Source organism: Natrinema sp. H-ect4 (assembly GCF_041894845.1).
In the GTDB taxonomy this organism is placed as follows: Archaea; Halobacteriota; Halobacteria; order Halobacteriales; family Natrialbaceae; genus Natrinema.
Map to the genome: position 1 here is coordinate 418,415 of NZ_JBHDYC010000002.1, position 22,181 is coordinate 440,595.

The 22,181-nt window shown below is 65.1% G+C and carries 26 protein-coding genes; 13 read left to right on the forward strand and 13 right to left on the reverse strand.

Annotated features, from left to right (window positions below; all coding sequences use genetic code 11):
- Together ACEWFR_RS04970 and ACEWFR_RS04975 are read right to left on the reverse strand one after the other, a co-directional pair.
- On the reverse strand, positions 1–795 hold the full coding sequence (locus ACEWFR_RS04970) for a class I fructose-bisphosphate aldolase (RefSeq protein WP_374059982.1): 795 nt from the start codon (positions 793–795) through the stop codon (positions 1–3).
- A 144-nt stretch (positions 796–939) separates the two neighbouring features.
- Positions 940–1,674 carry a hypothetical protein gene (locus ACEWFR_RS04975; protein ID WP_374059983.1) on the reverse strand — a complete coding sequence of 245 codons (735 nt, stop codon included), beginning with the start codon at positions 1,672–1,674 and terminating at the stop codon, positions 940–942.
- A gap of 157 nt (positions 1,675–1,831) precedes the next feature.
- Here ACEWFR_RS04975 and ACEWFR_RS04980 point away from each other — a divergent pair, with 157 nt between their 5' ends.
- On the forward strand, positions 1,832–2,686 hold the full coding sequence (locus ACEWFR_RS04980) for a 3-hydroxyacyl-CoA dehydrogenase family protein (RefSeq protein ID WP_374059984.1): 855 nt from the start codon (positions 1,832–1,834) through the stop codon (positions 2,684–2,686).
- A gap of 81 nt (positions 2,687–2,767) precedes the next feature.
- Entirely contained in the window at positions 2,768–4,057 is a 1,290-nt protein-coding gene (locus tag ACEWFR_RS04985; RefSeq protein ID WP_374059985.1) for a hypothetical protein, read from the forward strand.
- 26 nt (positions 4,058–4,083) lie between these two features.
- Here ACEWFR_RS04985 and ACEWFR_RS04990 read toward each other — a convergent pair whose 3' ends face one another.
- Together ACEWFR_RS04990 and ACEWFR_RS04995 are read right to left on the reverse strand one after the other, a co-directional pair.
- Positions 4,084–4,503 carry a thiol-disulfide oxidoreductase DCC family protein gene (locus ACEWFR_RS04990; protein WP_374059986.1) on the reverse strand — a complete coding sequence of 140 codons (420 nt, stop codon included), beginning with the start codon at positions 4,501–4,503 and terminating at the stop codon, positions 4,084–4,086.
- 73 nt (positions 4,504–4,576) lie between these two features.
- Positions 4,577–5,623 carry a phytoene/squalene synthase family protein gene (locus ACEWFR_RS04995; RefSeq protein WP_374059987.1) on the reverse strand — a complete coding sequence of 349 codons (1,047 nt, stop codon included), beginning with the start codon at positions 5,621–5,623 and terminating at the stop codon, positions 4,577–4,579.
- 163 nt (positions 5,624–5,786) lie between these two features.
- Here ACEWFR_RS04995 and ACEWFR_RS05000 point away from each other — a divergent pair, with 163 nt between their 5' ends.
- The 3 genes from ACEWFR_RS05000 to ACEWFR_RS05010 all read left to right on the forward strand — a co-directional run bounded on the left by ACEWFR_RS05000 (position 5,787) and on the right by ACEWFR_RS05010 (position 7,998).
- Positions 5,787–6,428 (forward strand): SDR family oxidoreductase, encoded by a 642-nt coding sequence (locus ACEWFR_RS05000; RefSeq protein ID WP_374059988.1) that lies wholly within the window; start codon positions 5,787–5,789, stop codon positions 6,426–6,428.
- Positions 6,429–6,572: 144 nt separating this feature from the next.
- Positions 6,573–7,718, forward strand: a complete 1,146-nt coding sequence (locus ACEWFR_RS05005) for an acyl-CoA dehydrogenase (RefSeq protein WP_374059989.1) — start codon at positions 6,573–6,575, stop codon at positions 7,716–7,718.
- 109 nt (positions 7,719–7,827) lie between these two features.
- Positions 7,828–7,998, forward strand: a complete 171-nt coding sequence (locus tag ACEWFR_RS05010; RefSeq protein WP_374059990.1) for a hypothetical protein — start codon at positions 7,828–7,830, stop codon at positions 7,996–7,998.
- Positions 7,999–8,018: 20 nt separating this feature from the next.
- Here ACEWFR_RS05010 and ACEWFR_RS05015 read toward each other — a convergent pair whose 3' ends face one another.
- Positions 8,019–8,321, reverse strand: coding sequence for a helix-turn-helix transcriptional regulator (locus ACEWFR_RS05015; protein ID WP_374059991.1), 303 nt, complete (start codon positions 8,319–8,321; stop codon positions 8,019–8,021).
- A gap of 64 nt (positions 8,322–8,385) precedes the next feature.
- Positions 8,386–9,291 carry a DUF3267 domain-containing protein gene (locus tag ACEWFR_RS05020; RefSeq protein ID WP_374059992.1) on the reverse strand — a complete coding sequence of 302 codons (906 nt, stop codon included), beginning with the start codon at positions 9,289–9,291 and terminating at the stop codon, positions 8,386–8,388.
- A 107-nt stretch (positions 9,292–9,398) separates the two neighbouring features.
- Between ACEWFR_RS05020 and ACEWFR_RS05025 the strand changes: the two genes are divergently transcribed.
- A complete protein-coding gene (locus tag ACEWFR_RS05025) occupies positions 9,399–9,698 on the forward strand; it encodes a hypothetical protein (RefSeq protein WP_374059993.1) in 300 nt (99 codons plus the stop codon).
- A gap of 45 nt (positions 9,699–9,743) precedes the next feature.
- On the opposite strand, the gene ACEWFR_RS05030 is transcribed toward ACEWFR_RS05025, so the two are convergent.
- Positions 9,744–10,067 carry a hypothetical protein gene (locus tag ACEWFR_RS05030; RefSeq protein WP_374059994.1) on the reverse strand — a complete coding sequence of 108 codons (324 nt, stop codon included), beginning with the start codon at positions 10,065–10,067 and terminating at the stop codon, positions 9,744–9,746.
- Between the two features lie 187 nt (positions 10,068–10,254).
- Here ACEWFR_RS05030 and ACEWFR_RS05035 point away from each other — a divergent pair, with 187 nt between their 5' ends.
- From ACEWFR_RS05035 to dpsA (ACEWFR_RS05050), 4 genes are all read left to right on the forward strand, one after another.
- The gene (locus ACEWFR_RS05035; RefSeq protein ID WP_374059995.1) at positions 10,255–11,682 is read left to right on the forward strand and encodes a heme o synthase; all 1,428 of its coding nucleotides are present in this window, start codon (positions 10,255–10,257) and stop codon (positions 11,680–11,682) included.
- Between the two features lie 237 nt (positions 11,683–11,919).
- Positions 11,920–12,468, forward strand: coding sequence for a DNA starvation/stationary phase protection protein DpsA (gene dpsA, locus ACEWFR_RS05040; protein WP_374059996.1), 549 nt, complete (start codon positions 11,920–11,922; stop codon positions 12,466–12,468).
- 13 nt (positions 12,469–12,481) lie between these two features.
- Positions 12,482–13,063: a DNA starvation/stationary phase protection protein DpsA gene (dpsA, locus tag ACEWFR_RS05045; protein ID WP_374059997.1), complete on the forward strand. Its 582-nt coding sequence runs from the start codon at positions 12,482–12,484 to the stop codon at positions 13,061–13,063.
- Positions 13,060–13,629 carry a DNA starvation/stationary phase protection protein DpsA gene (gene dpsA / locus ACEWFR_RS05050; RefSeq protein WP_374059998.1) on the forward strand — a complete coding sequence of 190 codons (570 nt, stop codon included), beginning with the start codon at positions 13,060–13,062 and terminating at the stop codon, positions 13,627–13,629. The genes dpsA (ACEWFR_RS05045) and dpsA (ACEWFR_RS05050) overlap by 4 nt, the downstream gene beginning before the upstream one ends.
- Positions 13,630–13,898: 269 nt before the next feature.
- On the opposite strand, the gene ACEWFR_RS05055 is transcribed toward dpsA (ACEWFR_RS05050), so the two are convergent.
- The 3 genes from ACEWFR_RS05055 to ACEWFR_RS05065 form a co-directional block, all read right to left on the reverse strand.
- Positions 13,899–15,518 (reverse strand): SLC13 family permease, encoded by a 1,620-nt coding sequence (locus ACEWFR_RS05055; protein WP_374059999.1) that lies wholly within the window; start codon positions 15,516–15,518, stop codon positions 13,899–13,901.
- A gap of 67 nt (positions 15,519–15,585) precedes the next feature.
- Positions 15,586–15,831 (reverse strand): hypothetical protein, encoded by a 246-nt coding sequence (locus ACEWFR_RS05060; RefSeq protein ID WP_374060000.1) that lies wholly within the window; start codon positions 15,829–15,831, stop codon positions 15,586–15,588.
- 189 nt (positions 15,832–16,020) lie between these two features.
- On the reverse strand, positions 16,021–17,088 hold the full coding sequence (locus ACEWFR_RS05065) for a M42 family metallopeptidase (RefSeq protein ID WP_374060001.1): 1,068 nt from the start codon (positions 17,086–17,088) through the stop codon (positions 16,021–16,023).
- A gap of 131 nt (positions 17,089–17,219) precedes the next feature.
- On the opposite strand from ACEWFR_RS05065, the gene ACEWFR_RS05070 reads away from it, so the two are divergent.
- The 3 genes from ACEWFR_RS05070 to ACEWFR_RS05080 all read left to right on the forward strand — a co-directional run bounded on the left by ACEWFR_RS05070 (position 17,220) and on the right by ACEWFR_RS05080 (position 19,533).
- Positions 17,220–18,389 (forward strand): beta-ketoacyl synthase N-terminal-like domain-containing protein, encoded by a 1,170-nt coding sequence (locus ACEWFR_RS05070; protein WP_374060002.1) that lies wholly within the window; start codon positions 17,220–17,222, stop codon positions 18,387–18,389.
- Positions 18,386–18,778, forward strand: a complete 393-nt coding sequence (locus ACEWFR_RS05075) for a Zn-ribbon domain-containing OB-fold protein (protein ID WP_374060003.1) — start codon at positions 18,386–18,388, stop codon at positions 18,776–18,778. The genes ACEWFR_RS05070 and ACEWFR_RS05075 overlap by 4 nt, the downstream gene beginning before the upstream one ends.
- Positions 18,779–18,876: 98 nt before the next feature.
- Complete coding sequence (locus ACEWFR_RS05080) at positions 18,877–19,533, forward strand: DUF502 domain-containing protein (protein ID WP_374060004.1); 657 nt, start codon at positions 18,877–18,879, stop codon at positions 19,531–19,533.
- A 27-nt stretch (positions 19,534–19,560) separates the two neighbouring features.
- On the opposite strand, the gene ACEWFR_RS05085 is transcribed toward ACEWFR_RS05080, so the two are convergent.
- From ACEWFR_RS05085 to ACEWFR_RS05095, 3 genes are all read right to left on the reverse strand, one after another.
- Complete coding sequence (locus ACEWFR_RS05085) at positions 19,561–20,505, reverse strand: alpha/beta fold hydrolase (RefSeq protein WP_374060005.1); 945 nt, start codon at positions 20,503–20,505, stop codon at positions 19,561–19,563.
- Between the two features lie 75 nt (positions 20,506–20,580).
- Positions 20,581–21,675 carry a methylmalonyl Co-A mutase-associated GTPase MeaB gene (gene meaB, locus ACEWFR_RS05090; protein ID WP_374060006.1) on the reverse strand — a complete coding sequence of 365 codons (1,095 nt, stop codon included), beginning with the start codon at positions 21,673–21,675 and terminating at the stop codon, positions 20,581–20,583.
- The gene (locus ACEWFR_RS05095) at positions 21,672–22,088 is read right to left on the reverse strand and encodes a cobalamin B12-binding domain-containing protein (protein ID WP_374060007.1); all 417 of its coding nucleotides are present in this window, start codon (positions 22,086–22,088) and stop codon (positions 21,672–21,674) included. Before ACEWFR_RS05095 ends, meaB begins: the two co-directional genes overlap by 4 nt.
- Positions 22,089–22,181: the final 93 nt, after the last annotated feature.

Consider the following 22,181-nt stretch of genomic DNA (forward strand, 5'->3'; position numbering starts at 1 on the left):
CTATTCGGTAGCCTCGAGCGCGGCGTCGGCGGTTGCCTCCTCGTAGATGACCTCCTCGAGCGCGTCGAGTAGCCGTGTCGGGTCCTCGCGCTGCCAGACGTTGCGGCCGACGGCCAGCCCCTTCGCGCCGGCGTCGATGACCGCCTCGACCTGCGAGAGGAACTCGTAGTCCGACGTTTTGGAGCCGCCGGACATGACGACGTTCATGTCGCCGGCGCACTTGACGGCGTGGGCCATCGCGTCCTTGCTGCCGGGGTACTTGACCTTCGCGATGTCTGCGCCGAGCTCGAGGGCCAGTCGGGTCGCATAGGAGATCGTCGAGGGTTTGGTATCGTTTTTCACTCCCTGTCCGCGCGGGTACGACCACATGACCATCGGGAGGTCGTACTCGCGGCCCTTCTCCTGGGCGTCGCGGAACTCCTCGACCATCTCGATCTCGTGATTCGAGCCGCCGTAGACGGTAAAGCCGAGGGCGTCAGCACCCAGTTCGGCAGCGTAGTCGACCGAACAGTTGACTGCCGAGTCGGGCTCGCCCATCCAGAGGTTCGACGTGCCGTTTAGCTTCAGCAGGAGGTTGACATCGTCCTCGTAGCTGGGGTAGTAGCCCTCGGCGACCCCCTTCTGGACGGCCATCGCGGAGACGGCGTCGTGCGTCGCCGTCTCGAAGACCGTCGACGGATCGAGTTTCTCCGGGACTGCCTCGAAGTCGACGGGGCCGTGCTCGAGCCCGTGGTCCATCGCCAGAATCAGTGACTTGCCGTCGCGAACGATCGGAGAGTCGTCGATCGGAATCATCTGTTAGACGGTCCAACAGGCCGCTATAAATCTCTGATGATCCGGGTTATAGAAATTGCATACAAAAGTAGTAATTTTAGCCCGCATCGTCTACCAGTCGTGTCAAAAACGGACAATTCGTTTCGACTCCCCCGTCGAAAGTAACTACTTGAGTAGTTCGCGCGCGTTGTGACGCCACGTTCGGACGTGTAACACCTTCAGATCCAGGAGGCGTGCGACCGTCATCGCGTCCACCGTCGCCAGTCGTTCCGCCGAGCGGACGCCGGCCTCAGCCAGTGCGTCGGCGTCGTCGGGACCGACACCCGCCACCGCCGTGACGGGCGTCGGCTCCGGATACGGACGCTCCGTCGGTCGCTCCCGTCCAACCGAGATCGGCTCCGTGTGGTCGTATTCGAAGGCCTGCCAGTCCTCGTCGCCGCTGACGGCGATCCACTCGCGCTCGGCGTCGCCGAGCCCGCGGACTTCGCTCGAGCGGCGCTCGAGGTCGCCGTCGGATTCGAACGACCACGGCAGCGAGAACCGCCGTCGGAGGGCATCGGCGACCGACTCGTCGACCCCTTCGTCCAGTAACAGGCGATAGGAGTATTCCTTTTCCGCGACCGCGTCGGTGTCGATATCGACGGTTTCGAGGGCCTCACGCTCGGCGGGCTCGAGCACGGAATCGGGTGCCGTCTCGGGCTCGTGGGCCGCTTCAGCCGCCTCGTCCCTCGCTCCCTCGTCGAACTCGAGTTCGATGGCGTCGTCGGCGTCGCCGTCGATACTCGAGTCGTCGCCGCTAACGTCAACGGTAATTCCGATATCGACGACACCGGTCTCGTCGGTCGTGTCCTCACTCGTTGTCCCCGTTCCCGCGTCGCTGGCGACGTTTTTCTTGCTCACGCGATCCACCGGATACCCGTAGCTCACACTCTCGCATCTTGAAACTTATCCTCGGCCCGTTGACCCGATACCCGTTCGTTCTGTCCCGACCGAGTGTTCCACGGTGCGACGTACCGTTCACCGGCACGCTTACGGCTCCAACGGGGGAAGCGTCCGTATGGTTCGCGAACGAATCGACCGGATCGGCGTCGTCGGCGCAGGCACGATGGGCAGCGGTATCGCACAGGTCGCCGCCACGCACGGCTACAACGTGGTGATGCGCGACATCGAATCGGAGTTCGTCGCGAACGGCTTCGACACCATCGACGACAGCCTCGAGCGACTCGCAAATCGAGAAAGCCTCGAATCGGACCCCGAGACGATCCGCGACCGGATCGAGGGAACGACGCTCCTCGAGGACCTCGCGGACTGCGACCTCGTGGTCGAGGCCGCACTCGAGGAGTTAGACATCAAGCGGGAGATCTTCGCCGACCTCGAGCGGATCTGTGACGAAGACATCCTGCTGGCGACGAACACGAGCACGATCTCGATCACCTCGATCGCGGCCGACCTCGAGCACCCCGAGCGCGTGATCGGCCTGCACTTCATGAACCCCGTCCCGATCATGGAGGGCGTCGAGATCGTGGTCGGCGAGAAGACGACCGAGACGGCGACCGCGCTGGCCCACGACCTCGCGGAGGACCTCGAGAAGACGACCTGGGAGGCCGACGACAAGCCGGGCTTCGTCACCAACCGTATCCTGATGCCCTGGATCAACGAGGGGATTCGGGCCTACGACGAGGGCGTCGCCACGAAAGCCGATATCGACGCGGGGATGGAACTCGGAACGAACGTGCCGATGGGGCCGCTCACTCTCGCGGATCACATCGGACTGGACGTCTGCCTCCACGCCACCGAAACGCTCCACGATGAGTTGGGCGACCGCTACAAACCCGCCTACCTCCTCAAACGAAAGGTTGAGGCCGGCGACCTCGGGAAGAAGACGGGCGAGGGCTTCTACGAGTACGAGTAGCCGAATCGCGGGGCTCGTTCGGGACGAGAAAACCTCAACTATACGCAATTTATTTCCACCAGACATCCGTAGCCCGAGTCGATGCGAACCGTCCGACTCGCCGCCGCTGTGCTCCTCTGTGCCCTCCTCGGAGTCGCCGGCGTCGCAACCGTTGCCGGCGCACCCCCGCCGACCCAACTCTGTGGCGTCTGCGGGGACGGACTCGCGGGCGAGCGCGGTATCGACGGTTCGACCGAACCCGGGACGCTCGACATCTACGTCGACGACGACGGCGATTCGCGCTGGCAGGCGCGCGTTCCGGTCACCGACTCGGCCGCGGAGCGCTACCGGACTAATACGACCGCGCTCGAGGCCGCAGTCGACGACGCGTGGACGCGCTATCACGCCGCCGACGGCGACGTTCGATCCGTCGAGACGGTACTCGAGAACGAGACCGTCGTCGTGAACTACGCCGTCGACGGCGTCGCTCGACGGGGCGTCGGCGATACCTGGCTCGTCGATTACTTCGCCGTCGGGACGTCGAACGCCCGCTACGGGCTGGCGGCCGACCGAGTAACGATCCACACGCCCGAGGGGACGACCGTGACGAACCGACCAGCCCGTGCCAGCGTCGACGGCAACGCCGCGACGTGGACTCGGGGCGGCGGCTTCGACAGGCAGACGCGCGTCACCTACGGCAGCGGCGGCGTCCTCGGGACGGCGAGTGGCTACGCGACGATCGGCCTCGATACCGGCCCGACGGCGCTCTCCCACGGCGTCAGCGGCGGGCTCGTTCCCGGACTACTGATCGGAATCGTGGGAATCGCGATCACTCGCATCGACTGGGGAGTTACCGACTTCGATGCGACGACGCTCGAGCGGCTGATCGTGGTCGTCGGCGTCCTCGGCGCAGGCGGCTTCCTCGTCGTCGGCGCGGTGTCGACCGGTAACGGACTCGCGCCGGGAGCCGTCGCGCTGGCTTCGCTCGGAATCGGGTACGCCCTGCTGGGGAGCGCGGCGGGGCGGGTCGGCGGGCGACTCGAGACTCGCGGGTTCGTCGGTCTGTCGGTGCTCGCGACGGTCGCCGCCGCAGGGGTCACCCTCCTGCTCGCTGGGCCGCCGGTGTACGCGTTTCCCGCGCTGTTCGGCCTGGCGACCGCGCTCTGTCTCCCGATCGGGCACGCCGCCGAACGCGGGCGGACGGCGGTTGCGCTTATCGCAGTCGCCGCACTCACGCCGATCGCCGCCATCGCGGCGGTCGCTCCCGTTTCCGTCCTCGGATACGGGCCGGCCGTCTACGGCCTCTTGTTGCTCCCGTGGGTCGCCAGCGTCGCCGTGTTCGGCTACCCGCTCGCGCTGCTCGGTCGGCGGCTGGCTATCGATACCGATTGACCCGCAAATCGTGACTCATCCCCGTCTTACTCGAGGAACCGAGCGTTCACGTCCACGTCCGCTGGCGGCATGGCACACTGCTCTTTCTTGCCGAACCAGCGGTAGCGGCGGGCGGCGACGAAGTCGTACACCCGGTCTCGGAGCCGGCGCGGCAGGAATCGAGTCGGGCCGAGCAGCGCGTAGACGCCGCCGAGGAGCCGCGCGATGCGAATGACTGCGGACGACTTCACGTAACAGTCGTCGCCCTCGATCAGCACGATCGACTCGAGTTCGTCGGTGGGTAGCCCGTGTTCGGCGAGCAACTCCGTGCCGATATCGGACTGGAGCGAAGCGAAGTGAAACGTTCCGTCGGTATCCCGGGGCAGGATGAACTGGACGAACCCGTTACAGAGGTTGCAGACGCCGTCGAAAAGAACGATCGGCCCGTCCGGGATATCCGAACTCATTGGTACTCGATCGTTAGAACTGGTCCGAAGTCAACATGTCGATCTCTGGCTGCTCGCGTTGCATCGGTCGCTGCTACTGGTGGAGCGGTTGCTCGGCCATCTTGGTGCGAAGTTCGTCCAGTCGCGAGCGGGAGACGCCATCCTCGAACTGCTGGAGGAGCGCGTACACCTCCGCTCGAGACACTTTGACGTCGCCCTCACGAACGACGTCTTCGGGGCGTTCGCGCAGTTCTCGGAGGGTCCCAACCGCGAGCAGGTAGGGAATCGCCCACGCCGAGAGCCGGTTGCCGTGGTGTTCGGGCACGACCTCGAGGTAGCGGTGGGCGTCGTCGAGGTAGCGTTCGGCGCGGCCCGTCACCCGTTTGATGACGTTCGTGACGCCGCCGTGGTGGTCCTCGTCGGTCACCGATTCGATATCGACGTCCTCCGCCGCGAGCCACTCGGCGGGGAGGTAGACGTTGTTCTCGTCGTGGTAATCGGACTCGACGTCCTTCGCGATGTTGACCAGCTGGAGGAGGAGCGCAAACGAGCGCGCGTTCCCCCGCATCTCGTCGGCCCGTTCCTGCGACGTGCCGCGGGCGACCAGTCCGGTGATCAGGGTGCCGACGGTGCCGGCGGCGTACCAGCAGTACTCCTCGAGTTCCTCGATCGTCTGGAGGCGTAACCCGCCCTCGCTCGCATAGCGGTCGGTGAACATCGCCATTCCGTCGACGAGTTCGCGGACCGGTTCGCGCATGATTTCGCGGGGCTCCTCTTCGAGCGATTCGAACGTTTGCAGGACTCGAGGTGTCTCGGCGACGACGTCCCAGTCGTCGGTTCGCTCCTCGGGAATCCACGGCTCGACGTCGTCCATGAACGCCGAGACGGAGCCATCCGCGTTCGGATCGAGCAGTCGATCGTACGTCGCGAGCAGTTCGGTCTGTGCGTCCGGCGGGATATGGCCCGCATCCTCGATCGTGTCGGCAATTCGACAAAGAAGGTAGCCGACACAGATGTGTCTCGACATCGGCTCCTCGAGCCGGTCGATCGTAATCGAGAAGGTCCGCGAAACGCCGTGAACCGCGTCGTAACACCACTCAAGATCGGCGTCAGTGGGGGGTTCGGGCTGGCCCGTGGTCATCTACTCGAGTTAGTTTGGTGACCATCGGGGAAAAACACCGCGGTCGCGGCGTGCTCTTCCGATCGGTGGCCAACCGAAGGAGCCATCGACCGCGGACGCGGTCAACTACGACCCGGCGACTCCCGACAAAACCGGTATCACGGAACGACGCGAAGCCGTGATCGTGACCGAATCCGTACTCATCGCCGGCGCGCACGGGCAGGTCGGACAGCACGTGACGGAACTCCTCGGCGCGAGCGATCGCACCGCTCGAGCGATGGTTCGCGACGAGTCCCAGACCGACGAGATGGCTGAACTGGGCGAAGAGCCGGTCGTGGCAGACCTGACCGGAGATGTCGACCACGCAGTCAAGGGCTGTGACGCCATCGTCTTCGCGGCTGGTTCGGGCGGCGAGGATGTCTACGGCGTCGACCGCGACGGCGCGATCGAACTGATCGACGCGGCGAGCGCGGCGGGCGTCGACCGCTTCGTCATGCTGAGTTCGATGGGTGCCGACGACCCGGAATCAGGACCCGAGGCGCTTCGGGACTACCTGATCGCCAAGGCCGAGGCCGACGAGTATCTCCGCAACAGCGGCCTCGACTATACGATCGTGCGGCCGGGCGAGCTAACCAACGAACCCGGCACCGGCGAAATTCGAGCCGGTGAGGGCCTCGAGCTGGGTGACGGTGCTATTCCTCGCGAAGACGTCGCCCGAACGCTCGTGACCGCGATCGACTTCGAGCCCGTCTTCGGCGAGACGTTCGAGATTCTCTCGGGCGAGGAGTCGATCGAGGCCGCGCTCGAGGCGATCGGCTCGAGTTGAGCGACGAGCGGATAGACACGGTGGATCGGAGCCGAGTCACGAGTAGTCCCGATCTCCGCTACGATCCTCTCGTTTTTGACAGGGTCTCGAGACGAATTCATCGAAGAGAGAACAATAAAGGAGGGAGGTCTCGAATTCCGTGATATGGATTTCGCACTCTCGGCCGAGCAGCAACAGATTCGAGATATGGTCTCGGAGTTCGTCGACGAGGAGGTCATCCCCGTCGCCGAGGAAATCGACCACGAGGACGAGTTCCCCGCCGATCTCGTCAGCGAGATGGGCGAACTCGGGCTGATGGGGATGCCCTTCCCCGAGGAGTATGGCGGTGCCGGGCTGGACTACCACTCCTACGCGATCGGTCTCGAGGAGATCGCTCGGGGCTCGGGCGGGCTGGGAACGATCGTCGCCGCTCACACCTCGCTGGCGGGCAACATGCTCTACGAGTTCGGCGACGAGTCCCAGAAGGAGGAGTACCTGACCCCCGTCGCGGCGGGCGAGGACATCGGCGCGTTCGCGCTCTCGGAGGCGGGTGCGGGGAGCGACGTCCCCGCGATGGACACCACCGCGACGAGAGAGGGCAACGAGTACGTGATCAACGGCGGCAAGCTCTGGATCTCGAACGGCTCCGTAGCCGATACGGTCACGCTCTTCGCGAAAACAGATCCGGAGGCGGGCAACAAGGGAATCTCCTCCTTCATCGTTCGGCCCGAGGAGGACGACGGTTTCATCGTCGAGGGGACGGAGGACAAGCTCGGCGACAAGGGCTGTCCGACCGCAGAGCTCCGATTCGACGACCTCCGGATCCCGGAATCGCGCCGACTCGGCGAGGAGGGCGACGGCTTCGTCCACGCGCTGAAGACCCTGAACGGCGGCCGAATTACGATCGCGGCCCGCGGTGTGGGCATCGCCCGCGCGGCCTTCGAGGAGGCCCGCGACTACGCGAACGAGCGCGAGCAGTTCGGTCAGCCCATCGGCGAGTTCCAGTCGATCAAGCACAAGCTGGCGGACATGGACACGAAGATTCAGGCCGCATCAATGCTCATGCACAAGGCCGCAGACAAGAAGATCCGCGGCGAGGACTACATCAAGGACGCCTCCCAGGCGAAGCTCTACGCCTCCGAAGTGAGCCGCGAGGTCGCGAACGAAGGGATCCAGATCCACGGCGGCTACGGCTACACCAAGGACTTCGCCGCCCAGCGCTTCTACCGCGACGCCAAGCTCAACGAGATCTACGAGGGCACCAGCGAGGTGCTGCGCAACACGATCGGCGACCAGTTGCTCGAGGAATAGCCTCTCAGCCCGCCTTTCGAGCGCCGGCCGCCGCGATCCGTTGCCGGCAGCGTTTATTCCGGGAATCCTAGTACAGTACGCTTACACCAATAGAGCGTACAGTGGGCGCATGGACCGAACTGAGCTGTTCCTCGCGATCATCGCGTATACGCTGATCGTGATGACGTTCGCAATTGAGGGGAAGTACGTCGATTTTGCGATGGTCCCACTTTTCGGACTGCTGTTCGCCATCCCACTGTACGTGGCCGTCCACCTTATCAGAAACCCATCCCTCGAGTGACCGATACGGTGCTCCACGACCTACCTGACGGACTCGTCGCCGTCCTCGAGACACTCCCGAACCCACGCTCCGTGCTCGCGCGTCCGTCGGTCGCCCGCCTCGGTCAGCGCGTAGATGTCGTGCAGTCCCTCGGTTCGTTTCTCGACGAAGCCCGCCTCGACCAGCGCCGACAGCGAGCCGTAGAACGATTTCGGATCGAGCCGGTCGTCGTAGTGGGACTCGAGGCGCGATTTCAACTGCTGGCCGCGTAGCTCGCCTTCCTCGGCCGCGACGAGCAGGAAACAGATGTCCCGACGGCGACCGCTCCGGAGCCACTTGCTCATACTCGAGGTGCGTCCGAGAGACGCTCGAGCGTTACGGTTTCGGTGCTCGCTCGCACGTCCCGACTCAGTTGCGCTCGAGTTGCCGACAGACGGTCGCGACGATCGTCCACGCGATCCCACCGAGCGCGGCCGCGGCGAGCAGCGCTCGGTCGCCGATCTCGAGGAGTGCAGTACCGTCGGGGTGGCGGTCGTGACGGAAGAGCAGCCAGCCACTCTCCGGATCGCCGAGGACGACATCGCCGGAGCCGACCGCGAGCGAGAGGAGGACGGCGAACAGCGCGTAGATCACGATCGCGGCGAGGGTTCCGACGCTCCCGGTCAGAAACCGTGCAAGGAGCGGCGCGCCCGGAAGCCGGCTGACGGAGCGGTCGTCAGCGCCGTAGATTCCGAACCCCTGGACGCCGCCGGGCGGGTCCCCGACGCGAACGTCGGCGGGGTACTGACAGAGGACGGCGGCCATCCAAAGGTCGCCGATCGAGCCGGCCGCGTTCGCGGCCAGCGGCACGATCAACAGGGGTGACGGAACGACGACCATCGCGGCGAGTCCGAGGGTCGTGATCACCGCGAACGGCGCGAGCAGGGCGACGAGCAACTGGTTCCGGGTGTAGCTCGCGCCGCTCGTTTCGGCGTAGGCGTACGGCAACACGAAGTACGAGAGACCGATGCCGTAGCTCGGGGCGTCGCCGTAGCGAGCCATGAACACCCCGTGGAGCAGTTCGTGGGGGACGACCACGCAGACGAGCAGTCCGAGGGAGACGGCGATCAGACCGACCACCGTCGGCGGCGAGGACGGCGCGATCACGATCGGCTCGAGCGACGTCCCACGAACCCACGCGAGGACGTGCCCGAAGCAGTAGGCGAAGCCGAAGAATCCGACCGCGGAGACGACGAGCCACTGGAGCGTGACCGCTCGCGTGAGTCGAAATGCCGCGAGCGGTCGGCGGGCTGTGGAGGGCTCGGAACGGCTCACGTGGCGACTCTCGAAGGCGACCGAAAAATCGGTGTCGATGTTCGCTGTCCCACGAGCTGCCGATCAGAACCGACAGCTTCCCGGTGGTCGCCCAGCGAGTTTTCCGCATGACCGACGATCGAACGGCCGAGGCCGACGGTATCAGGGCCACCTACGACGAAACCGAGACGGAACGCATCCTCTCCTTCGAGCGCATGGAGTCCGACGGCGTCAGAACCGGCTCTACGGCTGCAATCGCCCAGAACCGCGACGGGTACGCGATGTTGAAAGTACGGCCGACGGCCGAAGGCGACGAACTCGAGCGCTACTACGGGTTCGATATGGCCCTCGATCACGTCGGAGAGTTGCTCGGCGTCTCGCCACACGACCTTCCGATTCCGGACGCGGCCGACGATATGGGGATGTGAGTTGGACGACAAATGCGAGACTCGAATGACGTACAACAGTCCGTATTAGACGACGAACGCGGCGACGATCAGCAGTCCGAAGTACAGCAGGACCAGGACGCCGAGCGCGTACAGCCGAAAGCGGCGCGTCTCCGCGCGTTCCTCGCGGACGGCCCGCTCGACGGTCGCGCGTTCGCGCTCCGAGAGTCGGTCGCGGTGCTCGAGGCCGCGGTGGAGCGACTCGTAGCGCGCTCGCCGAAACGGTCGGTCGCAGTAGGGACAGCGGGCCGGCGGCTCATCACGCACGTCGAGTTCGGGCTCTCCAGTGGCTGTGCTCGCTCCGGAGAGAGTATCGATCGCAGGGACTTGCCCCTGTGAGTCACCGGACACGCTGCCCACTATGCGGGCCGGCCAAATCCCTCTTCGGGCGGCCCTCGACTGCTGCGGCGCCGACGGCGATACCGATGGCTGTCAGTACACTCCTCGTGACCGGTTCAATGTGCGGAAAAATCGCTGCAAGCGGGAAGAAGCGGGAGCCATAAATACGCGGAGTCGAAGGGTGTAGACGAGAAAAGCCGTGGCAACAGAGTCGTTTCCCCGCCCGATCGGCACGCGACGCCGCTTCTCCGCACTGCTCACAGCGACCGCGCTGGGCGTCTACCTGCTGTTGATCGTCGGCGCGACGACGTCGCTGACGAACGCGGCCGCGTCGTGTTCGACGTGGCCGACCTGTCACGCACCCGTCGACCCGCTGAGCCAGACCGAACTCGCCATCGCGTGGGCCCACCGACTCACGGCTGTCGTCGTCGGCCTGCTCGTTACCGCGACGGCCCTCGCCGCGATCCTCGGTGACGCCTCGAGTAAGGTCCGAGCGGTGCTGGTCGTCGCCGCCCTCCTCTACATCGTTCAGGTCGGCGTCGGTGCTGTCACCGCGACGATCGGGCCCGCCGCGATCCTCCCCGGACTCCACCTCGCGCTCGGCCTCGTGATCTTCTCGGGGGTCGTCCTCGCGCTCGCGTGGGACCTCGAGATTGCGACCGGGAGCGACGATGACGCCAGCGACTCGCCAGAACCGCTCGCGGACCTCGATGAGGAAGTCCCGGCCGCGTCCGAGCGCACGCTCCCCTCGAGTCGCCTGGCCCGCGCACGGCTCACCGCCTTCGCGTACTTCAAAATGATGAAACCGCGGCTGATGTGGCTGCTCTGTCTGGTCGCCGCCGCCGGAATGGCGCTCGCCGCCGGCCCCGGACTCGAGATCTACACCATCGTCGCGACGCTCGGCGGCGGCGTCCTCGCGATCGGCGCGAGCGGGACCTTCAACCACGTCCTCGAGCGCGACGTCGATCAGAAGATGTCCCGCACCGCGGATCGACCGCTGGCAGTCGACCTGATCCCGGTCCGAAACGCGCTCGCGTTCGGACTCGGGCTGACCGCGCTGTCACTCGGGGCGTTCCTGACGATCAATCGGCTGGCGGCGGCGCTCGGCCTGGCCGCGATCATGTTCTACAGCGTCGTCTACACATTGGTGCTCAAGCCGAACACGGTGCAAAACACCGTTATCGGCGGCGCTGCGGGCGCGCTGCCCGCGCTGATCGGCTGGGCCGCCGTGACGAACGAGATCGGCTGGCCCGGACTCGCGCTCGCGGGCGTCATCTTCCTCTGGACGCCGGCGCACTTCTACAACCTCGCGCTGGCCTACAAGGACGACTACGCTCGCGGCGGCTTTCCCATGATGCCGGTCGTCCGGGGCGAGACCGTCACCCGCAAACACATCCTCTACTACATCGCCGCGACGTTCGTAAGCACCATCGCCCTGGCGTGGATCACCGAACTCGGCGCGCTGTACGCCGGAACAGTCGTCGTCTTCGGCGGAATCTTCCTCTGGGCCGCCGTTCGCCTCCACTTCGAGCGGACCGAGGCCGCCGCGTTCCGGTCGTTCCACGCCTCGAATGCGTTCCTCGGGGCCGTGCTCGTCGCGATCCTCGTCGACGCGCTCGCGTTCTGAACCGGCTGTCTCTCCCGTTGTGTCCAACGGCCTCCGTGATAACTGCCAAAAGTGGTCTGCTGAGTACAGAGGGGTGCTCCAGTACGGAGCGTTCGGTTCTTCCAGTTCCGCTGTGCCGAATGTCCCGTTGAGTCGGTTTAAAGACTGATGTCACTGGGTCTACAAAACGAATTTAGGTCTCCCGAAAATGTGCGACGCCTGAAAGGTATAAGGCTGTCGAGCGACTACCCCCATGTGATGAGTTCCCAAGAGACGACCGTCCGTCAACAGGCCGGCACCGTCGACGAAAACGCGCTCCGGCTCGATCAGGACAAAGCCGAACAGATCGTCGAGACACTGAACTCCGAACTGGCGAACTCGTACGTCCTCTACCACCAACTCAAAAAGCACCACTGGGTCGTCGAAGGTGCGGAGTTCCTGCCGCTTCACGAGTTCCTCGAGGAGGCCTACGAACACGTCGAAGAAGGTGCCGACGAGATCGCCGAGCGCGCGCAGGCGCTGGGCGGCGTCCCCGTCGCGGGCCCGGCGAACCTCGAGGAGCGCGCGACCGTCGAGTTCGAGGGCGAGGACGTCTACGACATCCGAACGATGTTCGAGAACGACCTCGAGATGTACGGCGAGATCATCGAGTCGATGCGCGGCAGCATCGAACTCGCCGAGAACCTCGGTGATCCCGCGACCGGCGAGATGCTGCGCGAGATCCTCGTCACGCTCGAGGAAGACGGTCACCACTTCGAACACTACCTCGAAGACGACACGCTCGTCCTCGAAAGTGCCACTCACTGAACGGGTGACCCAAATGGCACAGAAACAAGGCCGACTCGTTCGGGAGCCCGAGACGAGCGAGCGCCGTCAAGAGTGGGGTACCATCGCGGAGAACGCACTCCGGGTCGACCGCGCCGACGCCGAGGTAATCGTTGACGCCTTGAGCATCGACCACGCAGGATCGTTCAATCTGTTCTACCTGCTTCGCAAGCATTACTGGACCGCTGCAGGTGCAGAACACGAGGAAGTCGCTGCCTTCCTCGAGGATGCCTACAAGCGCGTTCGCGAGGTTACCGACGATCTCGCAATTCGGATCGTCGAACTCGGGGGGATTCCGCCAAATACGCCGCCGACGATTCAGGAACGGGCCGAAGTCCACCTCGAGGCCGAGGATCTCTACGACCTTCGTCCCTCCTTGGACGGTGATCTCGAGGGGTATGCGACCCTGATCGTCAGTATGCGCGAACACATCGCTCTCGCGGAAAAAAGGGGTGATCCGGGGACGGCCGAACTGCTCCGTGACCACCTCGAAGACCTCGAAGCGGACGCCCACGTCATCGAGCAATTACTCGAAGATGAGACGCTCGTTCGGGCGGCGGTGCTGCGGGAACGATGACGAGTACACCACACCTCCGACAACCGGACCCGTCTCACGTCCGTCAGGAGTGGGGGACGGTAGCCGACAATGCGCTCCGTCTCGAACGGGACGTGGCTGAACAGTTGGTCACAGCCTTGAACAGCGAAATATCGGGGCTGTACATCCTCTTCAATCAGGTTCGCAAGCATTACTGGCTCGTCGAGGGAGCCGAATCGGGGCCAATCGGTGACTTCCTCGAGGCTGCTGCCGACCGGCTCACGGAGATGACTGACGATATCGCTATTCGGATCACCGCGCTCGGCGGTGTTCCGGCCTGTGGGCCGATGGGTATCCGCCAACACGCGCCGATGTTCATCGAAGAAGCCCATCACTACGACATCCGTTCGTCGCTCGAGCGTGACCTCGATGGGTACGCGACGCTCGCAGTGCAGTGGCGTGAACATATCGCACTGGCGGACCAGTTCGGCGATGTGGCAACGAGCGAACTCCTGCGCCGTCACCTGAAGACACTCGAAGCGGACGCGCACGTCCTCGATCGATACCTCGCCGACGAGACGCTCGTTCTGCGCGACGCGACCGGGTGAATCGGTTCGGGGGTAATCCCCACGGCATTCGCGTTATCAGCCAGTATACCGTTCCCGCCGATACTCGGGACTGAGGTCACCGACGGTTGGTTCGGTGTGCGAAAGAACACGTCCTGATACACCCCCGTGTATCGGTCTTTTGCTGATCCAAATGTGTGAGAGATGGGATTTCAACGGCGTTATTTCCGGAGAATAAAACACGCATTTTGGGCCACTACTCGAGGAGCGCTCGATCGATTCCGAGCGACTGTGCCACCGTCTTCGGTCGCTTACCACAGCAAGTGCGGCCAGACGAACGTAAAGAGGAACCAGATGAGCCCCGTCAGGACGACGGTCATAATTGCGTTCAGAACGAGCCCCGTCCGGAGCATGTGGCGCTGCTTGACGTAGCCGCTGCCGAACACGATGGCGTTGGGCGGCGTCGCAACCGGGAGCGCGAAGGCGAAACTGGCAGCGATCGCACCGGCGACCGAGAGAAAGAGCGCGGTCGAGAAGTCGGTCAGCCCGAGCGTTGCCGAGAAGACGCTCCCCAGGCTGATCAGGATGGGAACGATGATGCTGGTCGTCGCGGAGTTCGACGTCATCTCGGTCAGGAAGATGACCACCAGGACAACCGCACCGATGACGAGTACGATAGGGGCACCGACGAGACCGCCGAACACCGTATCCGCGATCCACTCCGTCGCGCCCGTGTCCGCGAGGGCGTTTGCGAGCGAGATACCGCCGCCGAACAACAACAGCGTTCCCCAGTCGATGTCGACCAGTTCGTCCCACTCCATCGTATCGGCCAACACGAGCGCGGGAATCGCGGCGACCCCGACCATCACGTAGTAGAGCAGCCCCTGGTGGCCCTCGACGCCGAAGACCGTCATTCCGTCCCCGCCGAACAGCGTCGTCAGCCAGACGCTCGAGAGGTACGGCTCGAAGAACTCGCCGAGGCCGCCGAGCATCCAGAGCCCGGCCGTCACGGCGAATATTGCTGCCACCCGTTTTCCGCGGGGATCGAGTTCGCCCATGGCCTCGAGTTGGTCGCGGGCGGTGGCTCGAGCCCCTTCGACTTCCGGAATCTCCGGCGGATACAGCACGTACGTCAGGACGAACCAGACGAGCGGGAGCGTCACGACGACGACCGGGAAGCCGATGAGGAACCAGTCGGCGAATCCGATTTCGTAGTCCAGAATCGCGTTGAGTTGGCCGACAAGGATGGCGTTCGGCGGCGTGCCGATGATCGTTCCGACGCCGCCGACGCTCGCGGCGTAGGCGGTGCCGAGGAGCATCCCGATCTGGAGATTTGTGAACTCGGCCGTCCGTTCGACGGCCCCGCCGTCGGCGGCCGTTTCGGCCGCCTCGGGATCTCGGGCCGATTCCCCCGCCGACACGAGATCGTCCCGGTCGAGCACCTGCGTGAGGACGCCGATCGCGATGGGCGTCATCATCGCGGCTGTCGCGGTGTTCGAGACCCACATCGATAACACGGCGGTCACGACCATGATCGCGAGGATCAATCGCCGCGGTGAACTTCCCATCCTGGCGATGGCGTACAGCGCGATTCGTCGGTCGATGTCGTACTTTTGAATCCCGTTCGCCAGCATGAACCCGGCCAGAAATAGGAAGATAATGTGATCGGCGAACCCGACGAGAGCGGCGTCCATGGTGTCGTAGACGCCGGTCCCGGTCAACAACACCGGAATCGTCAGTGCGGTGACCGCCAGCGGGAGTGCGCCGCTCACCCAGAGAAAGCCGGCGAAGAACATCGTCGCGATGGCGTACTGCCCCGTCGTCGAGAGCCCCGACGGGGAGGGTGCGGCCGCGATCGCCACCAACCCGATCACTGCGAGGAGAAATTGTGTTATTCGGCCATTTGGGCCACCCAACAGTCTATGTATCATTGATACAGACGGAGATTATCACTAGTATTCTTAAGCGCTTTCATTCGCGAACGCGCCGTACCGTGACCTAGAAGTGGTCGACGATCGCTCGTATCTGGTCGTCAGTGAGTTCGGAGCCGTAGAGTTCCAGGAGCGTCCGTCGGCGGGAGCGAGACAGGGACCGACTCCCGCTCTCGAGCATCGAGAGATGAGCCTGCACGAGTTCGTCGATTTCCCGTTCGACCGCCCGCTGGTCGTATCCGGCCGCGACCCGGAGGAGTCGCCACGCGAGCGGAGAGACCACGTCCGGATCCAGGCCGTCGGAAACGTCCATGATAGTCAGGTACGAGTGAAATGAGAGGCGTCGTTGAAATGTGCTTCGTCAGGCACTGCCGATACTCGCCGCGTTCGTCGCGCCGAACGGACCGAACCGTCTCGAGCCGTCGATCCCTCACCGGTCATCGTCCACCTCCAGCTACGACAGCAGTGGACGGGCCGTCGCGATCACTTCGCCCGAGCCGGCTCAGAGGGTGTAGTCGTACTCCCCGTCTTCGGTCGCCAGAAACGCCTCGAGCAGGTCGATCGTCGCTGCGACGTCGTCGACGTGGGCGGTCTCGGTCACGGTGTGGAGGTACCGGGTCGGAACCGAGATCGCACCGACCGGTTTCGCGCCGGACGCCTGCTGGAAGCCCGCCGTGTCGGTACCGCCCGCGGGGAGGATCTCGAGTTGGTAGTCGATTCCCTCCTCGTCGGCGATCGACTGGAGCCGGCCGTGGAGTTTGGGGTTCGTGATGACGCTCGAGTCCTTGAGTTTGATCGCGGTGCCGTCGCCGAGTTCGGTGACGCGCTCGCCGGCGTCGAAGCCGGGGATGTCGTTGGCGACGGTGACGTCCAGCGCGAGCGCGAGGTCGGGGTCGATATCGACGCCCAACGTCCGAGCGCCCCGGAGGCCGACTTCCTCCTGGACGGTCGCACAGAAGTGGATCGTCACGTCCGGGTCCGTCAATCGGCGGGCGGCCTCGAGCATGGCGAACAGACAGACCCGATCGTCCAGCGCCTTGCCGGTGATCGTCTCGCCGACGCGCTCGGTGGTCTGGGCCATCGTGACGAGGTCGCCAGGGGAGACGCGCTCTTCGAGATCCTCGTAGGGCAGGCCGGGGTCGACGACGACGTCCTCGACTTCAGCCGTTTTCTCGCGTTCGTCCTCGTCCAACGTGTGCGGCGGCGGCGAACCGATGACCGCGGGGATGTCCTCCTCCTCGGCGTGGATCGTCACCCGCTGGGCTTTGAGGACGCGAGCGTCCCAGCCGCCGAGCGCGTCGAGTTCGACGAAGCCGTACCCGTCCTCGTTCCCGCGGACGTGGCGCACCATGAACCCCACTTCGTCCATGTGAGCCGCGACGGCCACCGAATAGTCGCGCTCGCCCTCGAGTGTTCCCACGACGTTGCCCATCGCGTCGGTGCGGATGCGGTCGACGGACTCCTCGAGTTCTCGGACGACGAGGTCGCGAACGCGATCCTCGTAGCCGGGGACACCGCTTGTCTCGGTGAGTTCCGTCAGGAGATCCAGATCGAACGGAACGGATGTCATGCTCGGAACTGCGTCGGCTTCTCATAAAAGGCCGCGGAAAGAGCGACCGTCACTCCATCTGACGTATCACCGAACGTGAGGAGGGATCCGTAACCGCGGAGTATTAACGGATCCAACTGCTACCTGTGTCTATGAGTGACGTACGAGTAGCAGGAACAGGGCTGACGCCGTTCGGAAACAGCCCCGAACGGACCGGCCGCGATCTCTTCGCCGAAGCGAGCATCACGGCCTTCGAAGCGAGCGGCGTCCCTCGAGACGACGTCGAGGCCGTCCTCTACGGCAACTTCATGGGCGAACTCTCCGAACATCAGGGCCATCAGGGACCGCTGATGGCCGAAGCGGCGGGCGTACAGGCCCCCGCGACCCGCTACGAATCCGCGTGTGCCTCGAGTGGCACCGCCGTCCGCGAGGCCGTCAAACGGATCCGAAACGGTGAGAACGATGTCTTGCTGGTCGGCGGGGCGGAACGGATGACCAATCTCGGTACCGCGGGCGCGACCGAAGCGCTCGCGATCGCCGCGGACGACCTCTGGGAGGTGCGGGCCGGCGTGACCTTCCCCGGCGCGTACGCGCTGATGGCCCAGGCCTACTTCGACCGGTTCGGCGGCGAACACGAGGATCTGGCCCACATCGCCGTCAAGAATCACGCGAACGCCCTAACCAACGAGAAGGCCCAGTACCAGAGCGCGATCGAGGTCTCGGACGTCCTCGAGGCCCCGCCGGTCTCCGAGCCGCTCGGACTGTACGACGCCTGTCCGATTTCGGACGGCGCGGCCGCGCTCGTCCTCACGAGCGAGTCCTACGCTGAAGAGCACGATCTCGAGGCACCCGTTGCGATCACGGGCACCGGACAGGGCGGCGACCGGATGGCGCTGCACGACCGCGAACACCTCGCCCGCTCGCCCGCCGCGCGCGAGGCCGGCGAAGAGGCCTACGCCGATGCCGGTGTCGACGCGGGCGACGTGGACCTCGCGGAGGTCCACGACTGCTTTACGATCGCCGAAGTGCTTGCGCTCGAGGCCTTAGATCTCGAGCCGATCGGCGAGGGGATCTCGGCGGCCCGCGACGGGCGGACGACGGCGGACGGCGAGACGCCGATCAACCTCTCGGGCGGGCTCAAGGCCAAGGGTCATCCCGTCGGCGCGACCGGCGCGTCCCAGATCGCCGAAGTCACCGATCTCCTGGCCGGCGAGCATCCCAACAGCGAACACGTCGACGGCGCGACGACTGGCGTCGCCCACAACGCGGGCGGCACGGTCGCCAGCGCGACCGTTCACGTTCTGGAGGTGACGGATCGATGAGCGACGCCGAATCCGCCGCCGACGCCGGCTTTGACGAGTGGCTCGACGCCGCCGAAGACGGCGAGGCCTACGCCCTCGAGTGCGCCAACGGTCACGGCTCCCTGCCGCCGCGACGAGTGTGCCCCGACTGCGGCTCGACCGACCTCGAGGAGGTCGCACTGCCCGAGACCGGCGCGGTCCAGACGTTCACCGTCACGCACGTTCCGACGCCGGCTTTCGAGGAGGACGCTCCGTACGCGACGGCCATTGCCGACTTCGGCTCAGTGGGGATCACGGGACAGGTTGTCGGTGTGGACCCCGGAGACGTCGAGACCGGCATGACGGTCGAACTCGAGATCACGGTCTCCGAGACGACCGGCGAGCGAGTCATCGGATTCCAGCCGGTGTAACCGGTTCCCGTTCGATCGGGGGCGTCGCGACGATCGGTTGACGCGCGGTTTCTTTCGGTCGCCAGAGGCTATTTTTACTTCGGCGAGTACGACATGCTATGACCCTCTCATCTCGTATCAAGAGCAGCTTCGTCGCGGGACTGATTCTGGTCGCGCCGCTCGCGGTCACGTTGTACATTCTTCGATTTCTCGTCAACTGGTCGTTGCAGTTCGTCACGCCGGTCGTTCGCGCCGCGGGGTTGGCGCAGTACACGAGAAACGTCGAAGTCGTCGCGCAACTGTTGGCCGTCGTCCTGATCGTCGCTGCGATCGTCCTGCTGGGCTTTCTCGCCCAGCAGAGCGTCGGACGCCACCTGTTCGGCAACATCGGTCGGCTCGTCAACGTCGTGCCGCTGGTCAGCACGATCTACGGGAGCGTTCGTCAGGTCGCCGACTCGCTCGTCGAGCGGAAGACGGGCTACGAGAGCGTCGTGCTGGTCGAGTACCCTCGAGAGGGCGTCTACATGATCGGTCTCGTCACGGGCGAAAGCCCGCGGACGGTCGAGGACGTGGCCGGGCAGGACGCCTACAACGTCTTCCTGCCGAACAGCCCGAACCCGACCGCCGGCCGATTGGTGTTGCTTCCGGAAGATCAGGTTCACGAGATCGACATGAGCGTGCGCCGCGGGATGCGCCTTATCGTCACGACCGGCATGGGCGACGAACGAGAGGAAGCAGCTGTCACACCGACGGCGATCGAGAACGTCCCGAAGTAGGGGATCGAAGCCGGCGGAGACGGCCGGCTACTCGTCGACGCCGATACCGGCCCGCGGGAGTTCCGCGCTCAGGTACTCGACGAACGTGTCGGGGTGTTCGGCGTGTGGTAGTTGGGTCGCATAATCGATGACGACCAGATCGAGGTCGGCCGCCTCGGCGAGATCGCGGCCCTCCCGGAGCGGGACGAGTTCCGCATCGCGGCCCCAGACGAGCGTGGTCGGCGTCTCGAGGGCGGCCAGTTCCGTCGCGAGGTCGAACTCGGGGTCGAGGGTACCCGCGGCGAAGGAAGCGGGGGCGTAGCGCGCGCCGGGCTGGTGGGCGCTGTCCCAGGCGTATTGGACTTCGTCGGCGTCGATGCGGTCGGAATCGTAGTAGCCGTCGCGGTCGTAGAAGTACCGGATCGACGGCTTGCTCGCGAGCAGGTTATACAGCGCCGTTCCGACGATGGGCGTCCGCAGAAGGGTACGGACCCACGGTCGCGCGTCGCTCGTCTCCTCGGTCGGACAGATCAACACCAACCGTTCAATATCGGTCTCGTCGGCGGCGTCGGCGGCGAACGCGCCGGTCACCGAGGACGCGACGACGATCGGCTCGTCGGTGATGTCGGCCGCAAAATCGCGGATAAACTCGGCGTAGAGGGATGCCGAGTAGATCAGCGGCGGCCGCTCCGATCGGGCGAAGCCGGGGAGGTCGACCGCGTAGACGTGGTAGTCGTCGGCCAACTGTTCCATGATCGGCGCGAACTCGCGGCTGCTCGCACCCGCGTAGATTCCGTGGAGCAAGAGCATATCGGGGTCGTTCGGATCGCCGGCAACGGTGTAGGTCGACTCGATTCCCCGCCACCGATACGTTCGTTCGATACCGGGAAGCGGGCTCTCGAGGTCGCCGGCGCGCCGTTTCAGGAGGTGATTACCGACGACGGCCCCGCCGACGGTTCCGAGCGCTGCACCGAGGACTGTTCGGGCTTTCATGGGGGACCGTACGACGGCGACGGCCTTAGACTTCGGGTTCAGAACGTGTTGGGGACGGTGATGCGAGCGAGCGCTCTATCGTGAGTTTACGTGCGTGTCGGTCTCGAGGTCCTCGAGGCAGTCTTCGACGGGCTCGAGTACGTCGCTAGCGATCGTGTACGGATCGGTCTCGCCGTTTCGGACGGCCTCGGCGAGGCCGTCGATCCCGCCGGCAGCGGCGAGCTCCTCCTCGAGCATCGAGTGGACATCCTCGCGCAGCAGAGTGCGAATCTCCTCGGCGTAGCGCGTGCGTACCTGCTCGGCGTGCTCGCCGGAGTCGACGAGGTGGCCCCGGTGGGCTGCGAGTTCGTCGATGAACTCGTCGACACCGGTGCCGTGGATGGCGACGGTCTCGACGATCGGCGGCGTCCAGCCCTCGTCGGTCTCGTCGTCCTCGTCCGGCTCCCCATCCCAGTCGTCGTGGGCGTCGATGATTTCCTGGCTGTGATGGCCACCGCCACCGGCGGGGTCGCTCCCGTCGCCGAGGTGGATCATCTCTCGCAGTTCCTGAACGGTTCGGTCGGCCCCGTCGCGGTCGGCCTTGTTGACGACGAAAATGTCGGCGATCTCAAGGATGCCGGCTTTCAGCGTCTGGATGTCGTCGCCGGAGCCAGGTGGCACGAGCACGGCGACGGTGTCGGCGGTGCGGACGATGTCGATTTCGTTTTGCCCCGCGCCGACGGTCTCGATGATGATCTTGTCCTTGCCGAAGGCGTCCATCGCCTTCACGGCGTCCGCGGTGGCCGTCGAGAGACCCCCGAGCGTGCCGCGGGCGCTCATCGACCGGACGAAAACGTCCATATCGCCCACCGTCGAGGCCATCCGGATCCGATCGCCCAGTACGGCCCCGCCGGTAAACGGCGAGGAGGGATCTATCGCGATGATCCCGACGGTTTCCCCCCGATCCCGGTAGGCTTCGGCGAGTTTGTCGACCAGGGTGGACTTCCCCGCGCCCGGCGAGCCAGTGATGCCGATCACGTCGGCGCTCCCCGTGTGGGCGTACAGTTCCGAGACCAGATCGCGATACCCCGGCGAACGGTTCTCGATTTTCGAAATGGTCCGGGCGAGCGCGCGGTGTTCCCCCGCCAGCAGCGCCTCGAGCAGCGCCCGGTCGTCGGGGTCCACGCTCATCGCTGGGGCACGTTCTCGCGGACGAACTCGATGGTCTCCTCGATCGAGGTGCCGGGGCCGAAAATCGCCGAGACGCCCGCTTCCTCGAGTCCCTCCCGATCCTCGTCGGGGATGACGCCGCCGGCGAGGACGAGCGTGTCGTCTTTGGCACCGTACTCTTCGAGGCCGTCCATGATCTTCGGAACGAGGGTGTCGTGGGCCCCCGAGAGGATGGAGATGCCGAGGACGTCGACGTCCTCTTGCACCGCGGCCTGGACGATTTCGTCGGGGGCTTTGTGCAGTCCGGAATAGATGACCTCGAAGCCGGCGTCTCGGAACGCGCGGGCGATGACGTGAGCCCCGCGGTCGTGGCCGTCGAGGCCGACTTTGGCGACGAGACACCGAATCGACTCCGCTTCCTGTTCGCTGCTCATACCCACACCTTTCCGAGCCGACCGTTTGACTTTAACGGAAAATAGTTCGTATCCGACGCGCAGCGATGGGATTTCGAGACGGGAGCGATTCGG

What these genes read in the sequence shown, in the direction of transcription:
- ACEWFR_RS04970 (WP_374059982.1), bottom strand. Translation starts at nt 795, where the DNA reads ATGATTCCGATCGACGACTCTCCGATCGTTCGCGACGGCAAGTCACTG.
- ACEWFR_RS04980 (WP_374059984.1), top strand. Translation starts at nt 1,832, where the DNA reads ATGGTTCGCGAACGAATCGACCGGATCGGCGTCGTCGGCGCAGGCACG.
- ACEWFR_RS04985 (WP_374059985.1), top strand. Translation starts at nt 2,768, where the DNA reads ATGCGAACCGTCCGACTCGCCGCCGCTGTGCTCCTCTGTGCCCTCCTC.
- ACEWFR_RS04990 (WP_374059986.1), bottom strand. Translation starts at nt 4,503, where the DNA reads ATGAGTTCGGATATCCCGGACGGGCCGATCGTTCTTTTCGACGGCGTC.
- ACEWFR_RS04995 (WP_374059987.1), bottom strand. Translation starts at nt 5,623, where the DNA reads ATGACCACGGGCCAGCCCGAACCCCCCACTGACGCCGATCTTGAGTGG.
- ACEWFR_RS05005 (WP_374059989.1), top strand. Translation starts at nt 6,573, where the DNA reads ATGGATTTCGCACTCTCGGCCGAGCAGCAACAGATTCGAGATATGGTC.
- ACEWFR_RS05010 (WP_374059990.1), top strand. Translation starts at nt 7,828, where the DNA reads ATGGACCGAACTGAGCTGTTCCTCGCGATCATCGCGTATACGCTGATC.
- ACEWFR_RS05015 (WP_374059991.1), bottom strand. Translation starts at nt 8,321, where the DNA reads ATGAGCAAGTGGCTCCGGAGCGGTCGCCGTCGGGACATCTGTTTCCTG.
- ACEWFR_RS05025 (WP_374059993.1), top strand. Translation starts at nt 9,399, where the DNA reads ATGACCGACGATCGAACGGCCGAGGCCGACGGTATCAGGGCCACCTAC.
- dpsA (WP_374059996.1), top strand. Translation starts at nt 11,920, where the DNA reads ATGAGTTCCCAAGAGACGACCGTCCGTCAACAGGCCGGCACCGTCGAC.
- dpsA (WP_374059997.1), top strand. Translation starts at nt 12,482, where the DNA reads ATGGCACAGAAACAAGGCCGACTCGTTCGGGAGCCCGAGACGAGCGAG.
- dpsA (WP_374059998.1), top strand. Translation starts at nt 13,060, where the DNA reads ATGACGAGTACACCACACCTCCGACAACCGGACCCGTCTCACGTCCGT.
- ACEWFR_RS05055 (WP_374059999.1), bottom strand. Translation starts at nt 15,518, where the DNA reads ATGATACATAGACTGTTGGGTGGCCCAAATGGCCGAATAACACAATTT.
- ACEWFR_RS05060 (WP_374060000.1), bottom strand. Translation starts at nt 15,831, where the DNA reads ATGGACGTTTCCGACGGCCTGGATCCGGACGTGGTCTCTCCGCTCGCG.
- ACEWFR_RS05065 (WP_374060001.1), bottom strand. Translation starts at nt 17,088, where the DNA reads ATGACATCCGTTCCGTTCGATCTGGATCTCCTGACGGAACTCACCGAG.
- ACEWFR_RS05070 (WP_374060002.1), top strand. Translation starts at nt 17,220, where the DNA reads ATGAGTGACGTACGAGTAGCAGGAACAGGGCTGACGCCGTTCGGAAAC.
- ACEWFR_RS05075 (WP_374060003.1), top strand. Translation starts at nt 18,386, where the DNA reads ATGAGCGACGCCGAATCCGCCGCCGACGCCGGCTTTGACGAGTGGCTC.
- ACEWFR_RS05080 (WP_374060004.1), top strand. Translation starts at nt 18,877, where the DNA reads ATGACCCTCTCATCTCGTATCAAGAGCAGCTTCGTCGCGGGACTGATT.
- ACEWFR_RS05085 (WP_374060005.1), bottom strand. Translation starts at nt 20,505, where the DNA reads ATGAAAGCCCGAACAGTCCTCGGTGCAGCGCTCGGAACCGTCGGCGGG.
- meaB (WP_374060006.1), bottom strand. Translation starts at nt 21,675, where the DNA reads ATGAGCGTGGACCCCGACGACCGGGCGCTGCTCGAGGCGCTGCTGGCG.
- ACEWFR_RS05095 (WP_374060007.1), bottom strand. Translation starts at nt 22,088, where the DNA reads ATGAGCAGCGAACAGGAAGCGGAGTCGATTCGGTGTCTCGTCGCCAAA.